Below are 14,874 nucleotides of genomic sequence, written 5' to 3' on the forward strand. Positions count from 1 at the left end.
GCGCCTTGCCTCAGGCGGCGGCGACGTTCTGATCCGAGGTCAGGATCGCGTAAAGCGTGGACGGGTCGGGATTGGCGCGAAGCTTCTTGCACAGGCCCTGGTCGCGCAGGCTGCGCGACACCAGTGCCAGCGCCTTGAGGTGTTCGACACCGGCGTCCTGCGGGGCGAACAGGGCAAAGACCAGATCCACCGGCTGGCGATCGACGGCGTCGAAATCCACCGGCTTTTCCAGCATGATGAAGCCGCCCTGCACGCTGTCCAGACCGTCCAGCCGGGCATGGGGCAGGGCCACGCCATGGCCGACACCGGTCGGGCCCAGCGATTCCCGCTCTTGCAGGGCTTCGACGACGCGCGACTGGTTCAGATTGAACGCGGTATGGGCCAGTTCGCCGACATCGTGCAGCAGGCGTTTCTTGCTGGAGGCCGAGGCGACAACCTTGATCGCCTCGGGCTTCAGGATCTGTGACAGTTTCATTCTGCCTCGTGCTGTTTCGGGCGGTCCGACCCCGCGTGGCGGGGCCGGAGGCGGCCGTCAGCTACGCGGGTCAATCCAACCAATGTTTCCATCATCGCGGCGGTAGACCACGTTCAGACCGTTCTTACCCTCATTGCGGAAGACCAGAACCGGGGCCCCGGCAAGCTCCATCTGCATGACGGCTTCGCCAACCGAGAGCGACGGGATCCGAGTTTCCATCTCCGCGACGATAATGGGTTGCAGGGTCTCGGGTTCCGAATCCTCGTTATCCTGATCCGAGGCGAGGATATACGAGGAGCCCTCGAGGATTTCAACCGGCGTGGCACGGGTTTTGTGATGGTCTTTCAACCGGCGCTTGTAGCGGCGCAGCTGCTTCTCCATCTTGTCGCAGCATTTCTCGAAGGCCGCGTAAATTTCGGTCGATGCGCCGCGCGCCTGGGCGGTCAGCCCGGTGGAGAGATGCACGGTGGTTTCGCAGACATATTCATGGGCGTCCTTGGAAAACGTGACGATCGCATCGGTGGGGCGCTCGGCATATTTCGCCACGGCGGCGCTGACGCCGTCCTTGACGTGGGTTTGCAGGGCATCGCCGATGTCGATCTGTTTTCCGGTGATTTTGTAGCGCATTCCGTCTCCTCTCATGACAATTCGGGCGTCGCCCGGGCGCGGCGGGGCCGCGGGGGGCTTAGGCTCGACTGCTGCGGAAATACGACAGGGTGACGGCCAAACCCCGGACGGCGCTGCCAGAGCGGTGCATCGGGGATTTTGCGGCGTGAGTCAGACCTGTCATGAGATCATTTGACGGGCAAAGTGACCGGGCTGTCAATGAAATCCGGTGCACGAGATTGCCAGGATCTTGCGCCGCAAAGCAGCGTAAACCGCCCCCGGCAGGGCCGCCGGGCGGGATGATGGTGGTACGTGCCTTATGGCGTTGGTCCTGGGCCGCAGGCCCTGGTTCTGCGGTGCAGAAAAGCGCCGGTGGGATGCGTCAAAATGGCCGGATTTCGCCGCGCGGCAATCAGCCGATCGAGAAGCTGTCGCCCAGGTAGACGCGGCGCACGTTGTCGTCCTCGACCACCTCTTCGGGGGTGCCGGACATCAGCACCTTGCCGTCGTGCAGGATATAGGCGCGATCCACGATCTCCAGCGTTTCCCGCACGTTATGGTCGGTGATCAGCACGCCGATGCCGCGCGTCTTCAGGTCGGCCACCAGGTGGCGGATGTCGGCGACCGAGATCGGGTCGACCCCGGCAAAGGGTTCGTCCAGCAACAGGTACTTGGGCTCGGCGGCCAGGCAGCGGGCAATTTCGACCCGGCGCCGTTCACCGCCCGACAGGGCCAGGGCGGGGGCGCGGCGCAGATGCTCGATCGAGAACTCCGACAGCAGCTCTTCCAGGCGCTCACGCTTCTTGTGGCGGTCGGAATGGGTGATGTCGAGGATCGCGGCGATGTTGTCCTCGACGTTCATGCCGCGAAAGATCGACATCTCCTGCGGCAGATAGCCGATGCCCAGCCGGGCGCGGCGATACATCGGCAGGCCGGTCACATCGACCCCGTCCAGCAGGACGCGGCCGCCCTCGGGAATCACCAGCCCGGCGATGGCGTAGAACGAGGTGGTCTTGCCCGAGCCGTTGGGGCCCAGAAGGGCCACCACTTCGCCCCGGTCCAGGGTCATGGTCACGTCGCGGATCACCACGCGCTTCTTGTAGGCCTTGCGCAGGCCTTCGATCCGCAGGCCGTGCTGGCCCTCTTGCTGGGTCATCTCCGAGGCGGTCAAATGTCAGTTCCCGTCCTGGGACAGGAAGGTGCGCACCCGGCCCTCCAGCTGGGCGGTGCCCGCGTCGACATCGACCCGCATCCGTTCGGCGGCAATGGTGCTGGGGCCGCGCACCAGCAGCACGTCGCCCGACAACACCAGCGCGCCCGAGGTCACGTCGTAATCGGCGCGCTCGGCTTCGGCGGCGTCGTCGCCGCTGACCAGGGTCACCCCGCCCGAGGCCGCCAGGCTGGCGATCTTCGACTGGGCCTCGTCATAGATCACTTCGACCCGGGCCGCCGACAGGCGCATGTTGTCCTGTTCGATCAGCACATTGCCGTCGAAGATGGCGGCGCCATTGTCCTGGCTGACCGACAGGCTTTCGCTTTCGACCTGGATCGGTGCCGAACTGTCGGACTGGCTGCCGAAGGGCACCGTGGTCTGCTGCGCCGCGACCGGTGCCGCGGCGAGGGCCGCCAGCAGGGCGGCAGGGGCGGCCAGCGGCCGCATCCGCGCCAGCAGGGACAGGCCGCGACGCGGCGGGCAGGCGTGGGTCGAAACGCGGGTCACAGGCGTTACTCCTCGGTTGGTCCGGAGGGGGCTCCGGGTTCGTATATCAGCTTCACGCCATCGGTGAAAACCATATAGGCCTGGCCGGTTTCGGGATCCGTGGTCAGGTGCATTCGCCCGGCGGTAAAGGTGCCCGGCGGGCCCTCGGCGCGGATCTCGCCCTCGGTCTCGGCGCGGGTCTGGCGCATCCCCACGGCCAGGGCCTCGGTCTCGACCCGGTAGCCGGTGGACGAGGTGATCTCGACCCCGCCGCGCAGGGTGGCGGTATCGGCGGGCTGGTCGATCAGCCCGGCATCGGCGGAAAAGGACAGGCTGCCGCCGGTGGCAAAGTCGATGGTGGCGGCCAGGTCGATGGTGTCCAGCCGGTTGCCCTCGCCCGGCAGGGCGCTGTCGGCGGTGAAGGCGATCATGTCGCCCTCTTCGGTGGCGCCGGCAAAGCTGGGCTGGGTCACCCGTTCGCTGCGCGCGCTGTCGCGCAGATCGACGGTGGAAAAGGGGATCTCGGCCAGCGGATCAACGGTGCGCGAGATCAGGAACAGCGTCGACAGCAGGCCGATGGCCGCCAGCGGCAGGACAATCTTCAGCCAGCCGATCAACCGGCTGCGGGAGGCCTCGCTTAGCGCCATGGCGGACCTCAGGAATGGGCGAAGATGTCGATCTCGGGCCAGCCCGCGAGGTCGAGTTTGGCCCGCGTCGGCAGGAAATCGAAACAGGCCTGGGCGATCTCGGTGCGGCCTTCGCGGGCCAGGCGTTCGTCCAGCTTTTCGCGCAGGCGGTGCAGGTACAGCACGTCCGAGGCGGCATAGTCCAGCTGCGCCTCGGTCAGCTCGGGCGCACCCCAGTCCGACATCTGCTGCTGCTTGGAAATGTCGACGCCGATCAGTTCCTGGGTCAGGTTCTTCAGCCCGTGGCGGTCGGTATAGGTGCGCACCAGGCGGCTGGCGATCTTGGTGCAATAGACGGGTGCGGCCAGGGCGCCGAAGGCGTTGAACATGGCGGCGATGTCGAAACGGCCGAAATGGAACAGCTTCAGCACCTGGGGGTCTTCCAGCATCCGGCAGAGGTTCGGCGCCTCGGTCTGGCCCTTGGCCACCTGCACGATGTGGGCATTGCCGTCGCCGCCCGACATCTGGATGACGCAGAGGCGGTCGCGATGCGGGTTCAGCCCCATGGTTTCGCAGTCGATGGCCACCACGGGGCCAAGGTCGAGCCCGTCGGGCAGGTCGTTCTGGTACAGGTGATTGGTCACGGGCCGCATCCTTGCTGGGTTGGCAAAGGATGTAAGCGGCCCGCGCCCGGGATGCAATTGAAGTTGGCGCTTTCGGGCGTCGCCGGGGTGGGGGCGCGGCCCTTTTGCGGTGATCCCCCGGCCCGGGCCGTGGCCCAGGCGGGGGTGGGGCGCCTCAGGCGGCGTGGGCGGCCAGTTCCGGCAGCGGCGGCGTCAGCTCGCCCGCGTAGTGACAGGCGACCTTGTGGCCCTCGGCGAAGGTCTTCACCGGGGGTTTCTCGGCCCGGCAGGTGTCGGTGGCGAAGGGACAGCGCCCGGCAAAGCGGCAGCCCTTCGGCGGGTTGATGGGCGAGGGCGGCTCGCCCGTCACGGTGAAGCGATCCTTGGACGGCGTCCGGTCGTCCGGCGACAGGGCCGCGGCCATCAGCGACCAGGTGTAGGGGTGTTTGGCGTTGGCAAACAGTTCCTGGGTCGGGGCGGTCTCGACGAACTCGCCCAGGTACATCACCGCCACATGGGTGCACAGGTGCTGCACCACCGCCAGGTCGTGGCTGATGAAGACATAGGTCAGATGCTTTTCCGCCTGCAATTGCTTCAGCAGGTTCAGGATCTGCGCCTGAATTGCCACGTCTAGGGCCGAGACCGGCTCGTCGCAGACGATCAGACGGGGTTCGGTGACCATGGCCCGGGCGATGCACAGGCGCTGCCGCTGCCCGCCCGAGAACTGGTGCGGAAACAGCCGCTTGGCGTCCGGGTGCAGACCCACGGCGCGGAACATCTCGTCCACCCGCTTGTCCCGTCCCCGCGCCGGGCCAAGGCCCATCAGATCCAGCGGTTCGCGCACCGCCTGCCCCGCCCGCAGGCGCGGGTTGAGCGAGGAATAGGGATCCTGGAACACCATTTGCAGCATGTGCCGAAGGCTGCGCAGGGCCTCGCCCTCCAGCGCGCCCAGATCGTGCTTGTCCAGCTTGATACTGCCCGCCACCGGATCGACCAGCCGCATCAGCGCCTGGGCGGTGGTGGATTTGCCCGAGCCGCTTTCGCCCACGATGCCGAAGCTGTCGCCCTCGTTCACCTGAAAGCTGACCCCGTCGACCGCATGGACGGTGGCGCCATTGGCCAGCGGGAAGTGCACCTTCAGGTCTTTCACGTCGAGAAGGGGTTTCATGCGACCTGCTCCATCTTTTGGGTGTGCCAGCACAGGGCGGAATGATCGGGGCCGGTGGGCACAAGGGGCGGCGCTTCGGCGTGGCAGCGGGCATCGGCCAGGGCACAGCGCGGGGCAAAGCGGCAGGCCTTGGGGAAGCGACCCAGGGGCGGCACCATGCCGGGGATCTCGCCCAAGCCCTCCTCGGCGGCGCTGGCCGCAGCGGCGCCCAGACGCAGGCGCGGGGTGCAGGCCATCAGGCCCCGCGTGTAGGGATGCGAGGGGTTGCCCAGGATCTCTCCCACCGGGCCGCTTTCGACGCATTTGCCCGCGTATAGCACGGCGACCTCGTCTGCCATTTCCGCCACCGCGCCCAGGTCGTGGGTGATCAGCATGATCGCGGTTTCGGTCTGATCCTGAAGCTCTCTCAGCAGGCGGAAGATCTGCGCCTGCACGGTCACGTCCAGCGCCGTGGTGGGTTCGTCCGCGATGATCACCTTGGGGCGACAGGCCAGGGCAATGGCGATCATCACCCGCTGGCGCATCCCCCCCGACAGCTCGTGCGGATAGGCCGTCAGCCGGTCCTCGGGCGAGGGGATCTGCACGGCGCGCAGCATCTCCAGCGCGATCTCGCGGGCCTCGGCGGCGGTCTTGCCCTGGTGCAGCTCGACCACCTCGGCGATCTGGCGTTCGACGGTCAGCACAGGGTTCAGGGCCGTCATCGGCTCTTGGAAGATCATCGAGATGGCATTGCCGCGCAGCTCGCGCATCCGGGCGGGTTTGGCCGAGAGCAGCTCTTCGCCCATCAGTTTGATCGACCCGCCCGAGACGGCGAAGCGGTCGGGCAGCAGGCCCATGGTCGACAGCGCCGTCATCGACTTGCCGCAGCCCGACTCGCCCACCACGCCCAGGGTTTTGCCGGGCGTCAGTTGCAGCGACACGCCATCCAGGACGGAATGCACCTGGCGGCCGGTGTCCACGCCGACCTTGAGGTCGGTAATTTCCAGAACGGGATCCATCAGCGCCTCCGCAGTTTGGGGTTGAGGGCGTCGTTGATGCCGTCGCCGACGAGGCTGATCGCCAGCACGGTGATGAAGATCGCCACGCCGGGCAGGGTGACCGTCCACCAGGCGTCCAGCAGGTAGTTGCGGTTCTGGCCGATGATCAGGCCCCAGGACATGGTGTTGGGATCGCCGAGGCCGAGGAAGGACATGCCAGCCTCGAAGAGGATCGCGGCGCCCACGGCCAGGCCTGCGGCCACCACCAGCGGCGGCAGGGCGGCGGGCAGGATCACGCGGAAGATCAGATAGGCATCGCGGGCGCCTGCGGTGCGGGCGGCCTGCACATAGTCCAGCTTGCGGATCTTCAGGAACTCGGCCCGGGCCAGGCGGGCGACCTGGGGCCAGCTGACCGCGCCAATGGCGATGGTGATCGTCACCAGCGTGGCGCCGAAGATCGTCACCAGCACCATGGCCAGAAGCAGGGTCGGCAGGATCTGAAAGAACTCGGTCACCTTCATCAGGGCGGCATCGACGAAGCCGCCGAAATAGCCCGCGAAACTGCCGATCAGGATCCCGATCACCACCGAGATCACGGCCGCCGCCGCGCCCACGGCAAGCGTTGCGCGGCCCCCTTCGATGATCCCCGCCAGCATGTCGCGGCCCAGGTAATCGGTCCCCAGGGGGGCGTAGTCGCCGCCCGGGCGCGCGAAGGGCATGTCGACCATGGAATAGGGATCCACGTCATAGAAGATCGGGCCAAGGAAGGTGGTGGCCAGCACCAGCGCCAGCAGCACCACGCCGATGATGGCCGACTGGTTGCGGGCGAAGGCGCGCAGGAACTCCAGCGCCGGATGGGCGGGTTTCGGCCCAGTGGCCTCGGGGGGGGTGGCGGCGGGGGCGGAGGTGACGTTCGTCATTGGGCCGCTCCTTTGGGTTTCGGGGCCTTGCGGCGCGACCCGCCGATGCGGGGGTCGATGCGCCCATAGGCCAGGTCGGTCAGGATGTTGGCGACCATGACGAGGATGGCCGAGAAGAAGAGGATCGCCAGGATCGTGGGATAGTCGCGGCGCAGGATGGATTCGTAGGCCAGCCGCCCGAGGCCCGGCCAGTTGAACACCGTTTCCACCAGCACGGCGCCGGCGAACAGCTGGCCGAATTGCAGGCCGATCATGGTGACCACCGGGATCAGCCCGTTGCGCAGGGCATGGCCGAAGACCACCCGCCGTTCGTTCAGCCCCTTGGCCCGCGCGGTGCGGATATAGTCCGATCCCAGCACGTCCAGCATCGAGGCCCGGCTGAGGCGCGAATAGGTGGCGATATAGATCGAGGCCAGGGTCACCGAGGGCAGCACCAGGTGATGCAGCACATCGAAAACCGCGCCGATCCAGGTCTCGGACCCGCGCACGTTCTGCATCCCCGACACGGGGAAGATCGGAAAGATCGAGGCGAAGAGGATCAGCAGCATCAGCCCGGTCCAGAAGACCGGCGCGGCATAGCCCACGAGCGAAAAGATGGTGACGAAATGCGACAGCAGACCTTTGGGTTTGCGCGCCGAATAGATCCCCATCAGGGTGCCGATCACCACCGCCACGATCAGCGAGGACACCACCAGCAGGATGGTGGCGGGCAGCCGTTGCAGGATCAGCGACAGCACCGGCTGGTTGAAATAGTAGGAATAGCCGAAATCGCCGGTGACGACCTTCGACAGATAGAGGCCAAGCTGCACGATGACCGGTTTGTCCAGGCCGTATTCGGCGCGCAGCCGGGCGATCAGCTCTTCCGAGGCGCCGCCCATCTCGCCGACGATGACCTCGACGGGATCCCCCGGCGCCATCTGGATCAGCAGGAAGTTCAGCACCAGCACCGCGACCAGAAGGCCCAGGGCAGAGGCAAGACGTTTGACGAGGGCAGGCATGAAAGCTCCTCAGGCAGGGGAGAAGGCTGGAGAGAGGCGCCCGGCCCGCGGGGGAGCAGTCGCGGACCGGGCAGGGAGTGGTCTTATTCAGTCCACTCGACTTCGTCCCAGGGCGACACGGCGCCCCAGATGGTTTGCGGCAGCCCGGTCAGGCTGTCGTTGTAGGCGGTGTAGAAGGGCACTTCGTTGATGAAGAGGATCGGTGCCTCGGCCACGACGATCTGCTGGAACTGCTTGTACAGCTCGGCGCGTTTCGCCGGGTCCAGCTCGACCGCGGCCTGATCCAGAAGGGCGTCCACCTCGGGGTTGGAATACTGCTGGGTGTTGGACCAGATCACGCCCTCGCGGATGTTCGAGGTCAGGTAGGTGCGGTGCACCCCGATCACCGGGTCGCCCCAGTTGTAGACGCTGTCCTCGGTCATGTCGAAATCATAAGAGGCGATGCGCTGGGCCCAGGTGGGGAAGTCCGGCGCGGTGCGCACCTCGACCTCGATCCCGAGGGGTTTCAGCTGGGTGCGCATGTATTCCGCCAGGTTGCGGCCCATCTCGGCCATGCCGGGGATGAAGTCCATCGTGGCGGTGAAACGCACGCCGTCGGCATCCGGCGTCAGCCCCGCCTCGTCCAGCAGCGCGGTGGCCTTGGCCAGGTCGAAGCTGTAGGCCTCGACCTCGTCGGTGGCCAGCGGCGAGGTGCCGGTGATCGGGCCCATGGAATCCTTGGCCACGCCGCCCAGCAGACGGGTCAGGATGAAGTCCTTGTTGATCGCATAGCCGATGGCCTGGCGCACGCGGACGTCATCGAAGGGGGCCTTCTTGGTGTTGAAGGCGATCCAGTTCAGCGGGCCGACGGCGTCATAGCCGCTGTCCGAAACCTCGACGCCCTCGGCCTTTTCCAGGCGCTGCACGTCGCGGATGGCGGACATGAAGGGCACCATGTCGACGTCGCCGCGTTCGGCGGACAGGGTCAGGTTGGCCTGGTCGCCGATGATCTGCACGATCACCTCATCCATCTTCGGCAGGCCGTCGATGAAGAAGTCGGGGTTCTTTTCCAGCTTGTAGTATTCGCCCTGCTGGTACTCGACGAACTTGAACGGGCCGGACCCGATGGGCGACAGGTTGGCCGGGTTTTCCTGGATGTTGCCCTCGCCATAGATGTGTTCGGGGATGATCGGCATCAGCGCGGGCGACATGGCCAGCATCAGCGCCGGGTGCGGGTTGGCCAGGTGGATCACCACGGTCAGATCATCGGGGGTTTCGACCTCGGTCACCGGGGCCAGCATGGTCTGGAACGGGTGGTTGGCCTTGATCGTCTCGATCGAGAATTTCACATCCGCCGAGGTCAGCGGCTCGCCATCGTGGAAGGTGACGCCGGGGTGCAGGTGCAGGGTGACGGCCAGGCCATCCTCGGAGGTTTCCCAGCTGTCGGCCAGATAGGGTTCGGGGTTCCAGTTGGCGTCGTACTTCAGCGGCGAGGCGAAGACCTGTGCGGTGGCCATGAAGGTGGCGATGCCCGACTGGATGGCGCCGTTGAAATGGCGCGGGGTCTGGGTGGTGCCGACGACCAGCGTCTCGGCCAGGGCCGGGGTGAAACCGGCGCTCAGGCCCAGGGCCAGGGCCCCGGCGAGAGTGGATTTCTTGAGGAGTTTCATTGCAGCGATCCTGTTGGGAGAAGTTTGTTTGGTTTTTGGTCTTGGTCTTAGAGAAGGCCCCCGAGGCCGCGCAGGGCGGTGACGGCGGCGGTGACAGCCAGCAGGCCGATGGCGGCCAGCCGGTATCCGCCCTCGCCCAGCCGGACGAAGGCACGGCCCCCCGCCCAGGTGCCGACCAGCAGGGCGGGCAGGGCGATCAGGGCCTGGGTGAAGACCTGCGCGTCGATCTTATGCGCAAGCCAGAGGCCCGGAAGGGCCATCAGCGAGGTGAGGAAGAAGAACACCATGGCCGAGGCGCGGGTGTTCTTCGCGGGGGTGTCGGTTCCCAGGAAATAGGCGATGGCGGGCGGGCCGGGCATGGCGGCCAGCCCCGAGAAGACCCCGGCGGTCAGCCCTGCGCCGATGGCCGGGCCGGGCCCGCTGGGCAGGCGCAGCTTCAGCAGAAGGGCGGCCAGCCCGATGGCCACGATCCCCGCCAGCACCACGCGCATCAGGTCGGGCGACAGTTGCGTCAGCGCCCAAACCCCGATGGGCGTTCCGACCAGGGCGCCGATCGCCATGATCCCCAGCGTGCGGTACATCACCAGCCCCCGGGTGGTGATCACATCGCGCAGCCCCACCATGCATTGCAGCAGGATGGCGATGGTCACCGCCTGGGCGGGCGGCAGAAACAGGCTGAGCGCCGGCACGGCGGCCAGGGCAAAGCCGAAGCCCGTCAGCCCCCGCAGGACCGCGGCGGCGAAGACCGCCGCGCATATGAGGGCGTAGACCTGCATCAGTCGAAGTTCATCACGATGGTTTTCGACCGGGTGAAATGGGCCAGCATCGCCTCCAGCGAGGCCTCCTTGCCCAGGCCCGAGCGGCCGAAACCGCCGTAGGACACGTTGGGTTGGATCGTCAGGTTCTGGTTCACCTGCACATAGCCCGCGTTCAGCCGCGCGGTGCTGTCCAGCGCCACCGACAGGGATTTCGTCCAGACCGAGGCCGCCAGCCCGTAGTGGGTGGCATTGGCGCGGGCCAGCACGTCCTCGTAGTCCTCCCAGGCGGCGATAAAGGCGACGGGGCCGAAGATCTCGTTCATCACGCAGGGGTGGTCTTCGGGCAGGTCCAGCAGCAGGGTTGGCTGCATGAACAGCTCGGGCGCCAGCTCCGCGCCCTCGGGCGCGGTGCCGCAGCGGATGACCTTCGCGCCCGGGGTCGCCTCGGCCTGGGCCACGTAGTCGTTGATCACCTTGGCCTGTTTGGCGTTGATGATCGTGCCCACATCCGTGGCCTCGTCCAGCGGGTCACCGATCACCAGCTGGTCCAGCTGGGCGGTCAGTTTCTCCATGAAGGCCTCCATGAGCGAGGCATGGACGTAGATGCGGCTGGCGGCGGTGCAGCTTTGCCCCTGACGGGTAAAGCGCATCCCCGAGATGGCGCCCGCCACGGTCTGATCCAGATCGGCATCCTCGCAGATGATCATCGGGGATTTGCCGCCCAGTTCCAGGCTGACCGGGATGATCTTCTTGGCGGCGGTCTCATAGACCGTCTGGCCCACGGCCTCGGAGCCGGTGAAGGTGATCTTGGCGACCTTGGGATGTTCGCACAGCGGCGCGCCGCAGGCCGGGCCGGTGCCGTTGATCACGTTGACCACGCCCGCGGGCAGGAAACGCGACAGGATCTCGATCATCGCATAGGTGGCATAGGGCGCCTCTTCCGAGGCCTTCACGACCACGGTGTTCCCGGCCACCAGCGCGGGCGCGATCTTTAGCATCATCAGCACCAGGGGCACGTTCCAGGGCAGGATCGCGCCCACGACCCCCAGCGGTTCGCGGGTGGTCACGGTCAGCGAGCGGGGGTGGAAGGGCACCGTCTCGCCCTTCAGCTCGGAGCCGAGGCCCGAGTAGAACTCCAGGATGTCGATGGCGGTTTTCACCTCGCCCCGGCATTCGGTGCGGATGGCCTTGCCGGTTTCGCGGGCCAGGGCCTGGGCGATCACCTCGGCCTCGGCGGTCATGGCGCGGGCGGCGGCGCCGACCAGCTTGCCGCGTTCGCGCGCGGGCACCTGGGTCCAGGCGGGGAAGGCGCGGGCGGCCTCTTCGACCGCTTGCGCCGTCTCCTCGGCGGAAGAGGCAGCGGCCTGGCCGATCTCGGCCCCCGTCGCGGGGTTCAGCACCGCAAGCGTTGCGGCGGTGGCGCATTTCTCGCCGCCGACCAGGTTCACACCGGCATAAGAGGCGATCAGCGCCTCGGGATCCTGGGGCAGATAGGGGCTTTGGGTCATGAGGAAACAGTCCTTGGGTCAGGGGCCCCCGGCTTGGTCCAGAGGGCGGCATTGGATGGGTCCACACGGGGTGGAAATGAAATCGGGATGGGGCCAGAGGCCCGGCCCGGGGGGGTAAGCGCCTGTTTTCATGGGCCCGCCGGTCAGAGGCGCGCCCAGGTCCAGATCGGGCGCGGTGCCGATGCCGACCAGGCGGGTGCCCGATTCCTGTGCATTGGGAGCATCGGTAGTCTCTGCCGGGGTCAGCTCCCACCGGCCGGCCACCCATTGCAGCAGCGCCGGGCCTTCGCCCGCGATCTCGACCCAGCCTTTCAGGCGCAGCAGCGCGGGCGGCAGGGCGGCCAGGGCGGCCTCCAGCGCGGGGCGGGGGATCGGGCCGGTTTCCACCAGCACCCGGTGGAAGACGTTGTCATGGGCCAGCGGATCGCCCTGCGGCGCCGAGAGCAGCGACAGGGTTGACCCCGCCAGCAGGTCCAGGGGCAGATCGGCGCGGGTGGTCTCGGCGACGGTCTTGCCCGGGGCCAGGCGGCGCAGGGCGGCGCGGGCGGCGTCCAGCTGCGGGCCGCTGGCCGCATCGACATGGTTCAGCACCACCAGATCGGCGCCGTCGAACTGCCGCGCCACGGTGTCGCCGATCAGCGGATCGTCCAGCTGCGCCGCCAGTTCCACCGCATTGGCCAGGGTCAGCACCATGTCCAGCTTCAGCCCACGCTCCAGCAGGGCAAACTCGGCCACCCGGCGCGGTTCGCCCACGCCCGAGGCCTCGATCAGGATCTCGTCGGGGCCCTTTTCCATCGCCGCCACCAGGGCCGGGCCGATGCCCTCGGCCATGGAGCAGCAGATGCAGCCCCCCGACAATTCCAGCGTAAGCCCGTCGTCCGAGCGGATCAGTGCGGCATCGACGTTGATGTCGCCGAAATCGTTGACCAGCACGGCGATCCTGCTGTGCGCGGCGCCCAGGATGCGGTTCACCAGGGTGGTCTTGCCCGCCCCCAGAAAGCCGCCAATCACCGTCACTGGGATCGGGCCGCCGGGGGCGGGCTGGGCCAGGACGCTCAGCGGCGCGCTCATGCGGGCACCGGCGTGTCGGGGATGGTGACATCGGGCACCGGCGCTTGATCCGCCGGGATCGCGCTTTGCTGCCAGCGGCCCGAGACCACGGTGCCCAGCACGCGCACCTCGCGCAGGGCCAGCGGGTCGACCTCGGCGGGGTCGCTGTCCAGCACGGCGAAATCGGCGAATTTGCCCACCTCGATACTGCCCACCAGGTGATCCAGCTTCAGCTGATAGGCGGCGTTGATGGTGATCGCCTTCAGCGCCTCTTCGACCGGGATGCATTCCTCGGCGCCCATGGTGCGGCCCTGGCTGGTCAGGCGGTTGACGGCGCACCAGGCGGTGAAGAGGGGGTTCAGCGGTGTCACCGGCACGTCGCAATGGACCGAGAATTGCACGCCCTCGGCCAGGGCCGTGCCGCAGGCATCCATGCGCCGCGCCTTGTCGGGGCCCATGGTCAGCGCATAGTGTTGTTCGCCCCAATAGAAGATGTGGTTGGCAAAGAGGTTGGCGGACAGGCCAAGCGCCTTCATCCGCCGGAATTGCGCCCGGTCGGCCATCTGGCAGTGCTGCAAGACGTGGCGATGGTCGGGGCGCGGGGCCTCGGTCATCGCCTCTTCCATCACGTCGATGACGAATTCCGAGGCCTGGTCGCCGTTCACGTGGCAATGCATCTGAAGGCCCGCCGCATGGTAGGCCTTGATCATCGCCGCCAGCTGCGCGGGCGGCACGTTCCACAGGCCATTGGGCGCGCCATTGTGATAGCCCGGCCATTTCAGCCGCCCGGTGAAGCCCTGGATGGACCCGTCGGTCATGATCTTCACCAGCCCGAGGTACAGCTTTTCATTGCCCAGCTTCTTCACCTCGGTGGCGCGTTTCACCCCCTCTTCCACGCCCCACTGGATGGCGCCCAGGGCCGGCACGATGCGCACCGGATAGGCGGCGTCGGCGGTGGCGGTCAGGAAGGCCTCCAGCGAGGCCTCGTTCAGCTGCTGGTGCAGGTCGGTGGTGGTGGTGACGCCCGCGTTGGTGGCCGCGCGGCCATAGCGGTTCAGCACCTCGACCGTGACATCGCGCACCGACATGGCCTCGCCGACCACGCGGGCGGCCATGTTCATGGCGGCCATCTCTTGCAGCTCGCCCGTGGGTTCGCCGCTGGCATCCTTCAGGATCCCCTCGACGTTGATCTGGCCCAGCATGTTGCCGCGTTCCATGATCACCGTATTGACGTTCAGCAGGTGCAGCGAGGCGTGCATGATCAGGATCGGCCGGGTGGAGGACACCGCGTCCAGGTGTTTCCGCGTCATCCGCTCGGTGTAGTAGATCGGGTCGAAGCCCCAGGCGATCAGCGGGGCGTCGGGGTCGGTCAGGGTGGCCTCTTCCTCTTTCAGGCGCTCGACCACGGCCTCGATGCTTTTCAACCCACCCTCGACGGTGCCCTCGGGAGAGGTGCGCTTGAAATAGCCCAGGAAGAGGTTGGCCCAAAGGGCGCCCTCCATGGCGTGGCCATGGGCCTCGACGAAGCCGGGCATCAGCACCTGATCGGCGAACCGCTCATCCAGGGTGCAGTCCCATGTGGCCTGCCAGGCGGCGCAATCTTCCGCGTCCCCCACGGCCAGGATGCGGCCCTCGCGCACCGCCACATGGGTGGCCAGGGCGCGATTGGGGTTCATGGTGCGGATCTTGGCCGCGCGGAAGATCGTGACGGTGGAGGAGGTCATGGGGGGAGAGTCCTGTTGGTGGTTTTGCCCGCAGCCTAGGCCGGGGGTGCGCGCGCCAGACAGGGCCAGCCTGGCCCCATGGGTTGGGCCAGA

At 67.2% G+C, this 14,874-nt stretch carries 15 protein-coding genes; all 15 read right to left on the minus strand.

From position 1 onward, the window contains the following. Positions 1 to 10 precede the first annotated feature (10 nt). The 15 genes from ACRARE_RS06130 to ACRARE_RS06200 all read right to left on the minus strand — a co-directional run bounded on the left by ACRARE_RS06130 (position 11) and on the right by ACRARE_RS06200 (position 14,781). Positions 11 to 475 (minus strand): PTS sugar transporter subunit IIA, encoded by a 465-nt coding sequence (locus ACRARE_RS06130; protein WP_432655526.1) that lies wholly within the window; start codon positions 473 to 475, stop codon positions 11 to 13. Positions 476 to 532: 57 nt separating this feature from the next. After that, entirely contained in the window at positions 533 to 1,102 is a 570-nt protein-coding gene (gene hpf / locus ACRARE_RS06135) for a ribosome hibernation-promoting factor, HPF/YfiA family (protein WP_432655527.1), read from the minus strand. Between the two features lie 391 nt (positions 1,103 to 1,493). Continuing rightward, positions 1,494 to 2,237 carry an LPS export ABC transporter ATP-binding protein gene (lptB, locus tag ACRARE_RS06140; protein ID WP_432655659.1) on the minus strand — a complete coding sequence of 248 codons (744 nt, stop codon included), beginning with the start codon at positions 2,235 to 2,237 and terminating at the stop codon, positions 1,494 to 1,496. An 18-nt stretch (positions 2,238 to 2,255) separates the two neighbouring features. Continuing rightward, positions 2,256 to 2,801, minus strand: a complete 546-nt coding sequence (locus ACRARE_RS06145) for an LptA/OstA family protein (protein WP_432655528.1) — start codon at positions 2,799 to 2,801, stop codon at positions 2,256 to 2,258. A 5-nt stretch (positions 2,802 to 2,806) separates the two neighbouring features. Continuing rightward, on the minus strand, positions 2,807 to 3,427 hold the full coding sequence (gene lptC, locus ACRARE_RS06150) for an LPS export ABC transporter periplasmic protein LptC (protein WP_432655529.1): 621 nt from the start codon (positions 3,425 to 3,427) through the stop codon (positions 2,807 to 2,809). 8 nt (positions 3,428 to 3,435) lie between these two features. Next, positions 3,436 to 4,050, minus strand: coding sequence for a ribonuclease D (locus tag ACRARE_RS06155; protein WP_432655530.1), 615 nt, complete (start codon positions 4,048 to 4,050; stop codon positions 3,436 to 3,438). A 154-nt stretch (positions 4,051 to 4,204) separates the two neighbouring features. Next, positions 4,205 to 5,197, minus strand: coding sequence for an ABC transporter ATP-binding protein (locus ACRARE_RS06160; protein WP_432655531.1), 993 nt, complete (start codon positions 5,195 to 5,197; stop codon positions 4,205 to 4,207). Further along, complete coding sequence (locus ACRARE_RS06165) at positions 5,194 to 6,195, minus strand: ABC transporter ATP-binding protein (RefSeq protein ID WP_432655532.1); 1,002 nt, start codon at positions 6,193 to 6,195, stop codon at positions 5,194 to 5,196. The genes ACRARE_RS06160 and ACRARE_RS06165 overlap by 4 nt, the downstream gene beginning before the upstream one ends. Then, a complete protein-coding gene (locus ACRARE_RS06170) occupies positions 6,195 to 7,094 on the minus strand; it encodes an ABC transporter permease (protein ID WP_432655533.1) in 900 nt (299 codons plus the stop codon). The genes ACRARE_RS06165 and ACRARE_RS06170 overlap by 1 nt, the downstream gene beginning before the upstream one ends. After that, the gene (locus tag ACRARE_RS06175) at positions 7,091 to 8,092 is read right to left on the minus strand and encodes an ABC transporter permease (RefSeq protein WP_432655534.1); all 1,002 of its coding nucleotides are present in this window, start codon (positions 8,090 to 8,092) and stop codon (positions 7,091 to 7,093) included. Before ACRARE_RS06175 ends, ACRARE_RS06170 begins: the two co-directional genes overlap by 4 nt. 83 nt (positions 8,093 to 8,175) lie before the next feature. Beyond that, complete coding sequence (locus tag ACRARE_RS06180; RefSeq protein ID WP_432655535.1) at positions 8,176 to 9,741, minus strand: ABC transporter substrate-binding protein; 1,566 nt, start codon at positions 9,739 to 9,741, stop codon at positions 8,176 to 8,178. A 47-nt stretch (positions 9,742 to 9,788) separates the two neighbouring features. Next, positions 9,789 to 10,517 carry a sulfite exporter TauE/SafE family protein gene (locus tag ACRARE_RS06185; protein WP_432655536.1) on the minus strand — a complete coding sequence of 243 codons (729 nt, stop codon included), beginning with the start codon at positions 10,515 to 10,517 and terminating at the stop codon, positions 9,789 to 9,791. Next, positions 10,517 to 12,007, minus strand: a complete 1,491-nt coding sequence (locus ACRARE_RS06190) for an aldehyde dehydrogenase family protein (RefSeq protein ID WP_432655537.1) — start codon at positions 12,005 to 12,007, stop codon at positions 10,517 to 10,519. The genes ACRARE_RS06185 and ACRARE_RS06190 overlap by 1 nt, the downstream gene beginning before the upstream one ends. An 18-nt stretch (positions 12,008 to 12,025) precedes the next feature. Further along, entirely contained in the window at positions 12,026 to 13,078 is a 1,053-nt protein-coding gene (locus ACRARE_RS06195) for a CobW family GTP-binding protein (RefSeq protein ID WP_432655538.1), read from the minus strand. Continuing rightward, on the minus strand, positions 13,075 to 14,781 hold the full coding sequence (locus ACRARE_RS06200; RefSeq protein WP_432655539.1) for an amidohydrolase: 1,707 nt from the start codon (positions 14,779 to 14,781) through the stop codon (positions 13,075 to 13,077). Before ACRARE_RS06200 ends, ACRARE_RS06195 begins: the two co-directional genes overlap by 4 nt. Positions 14,782 to 14,874 lie beyond the last annotated feature (93 nt).

The sequence above is a fragment of the Pseudooceanicola aquaeponti genome (assembly GCF_050897975.1).
Classification (GTDB): Bacteria; Pseudomonadota; Alphaproteobacteria; order Rhodobacterales; family Rhodobacteraceae; genus Pseudooceanicola.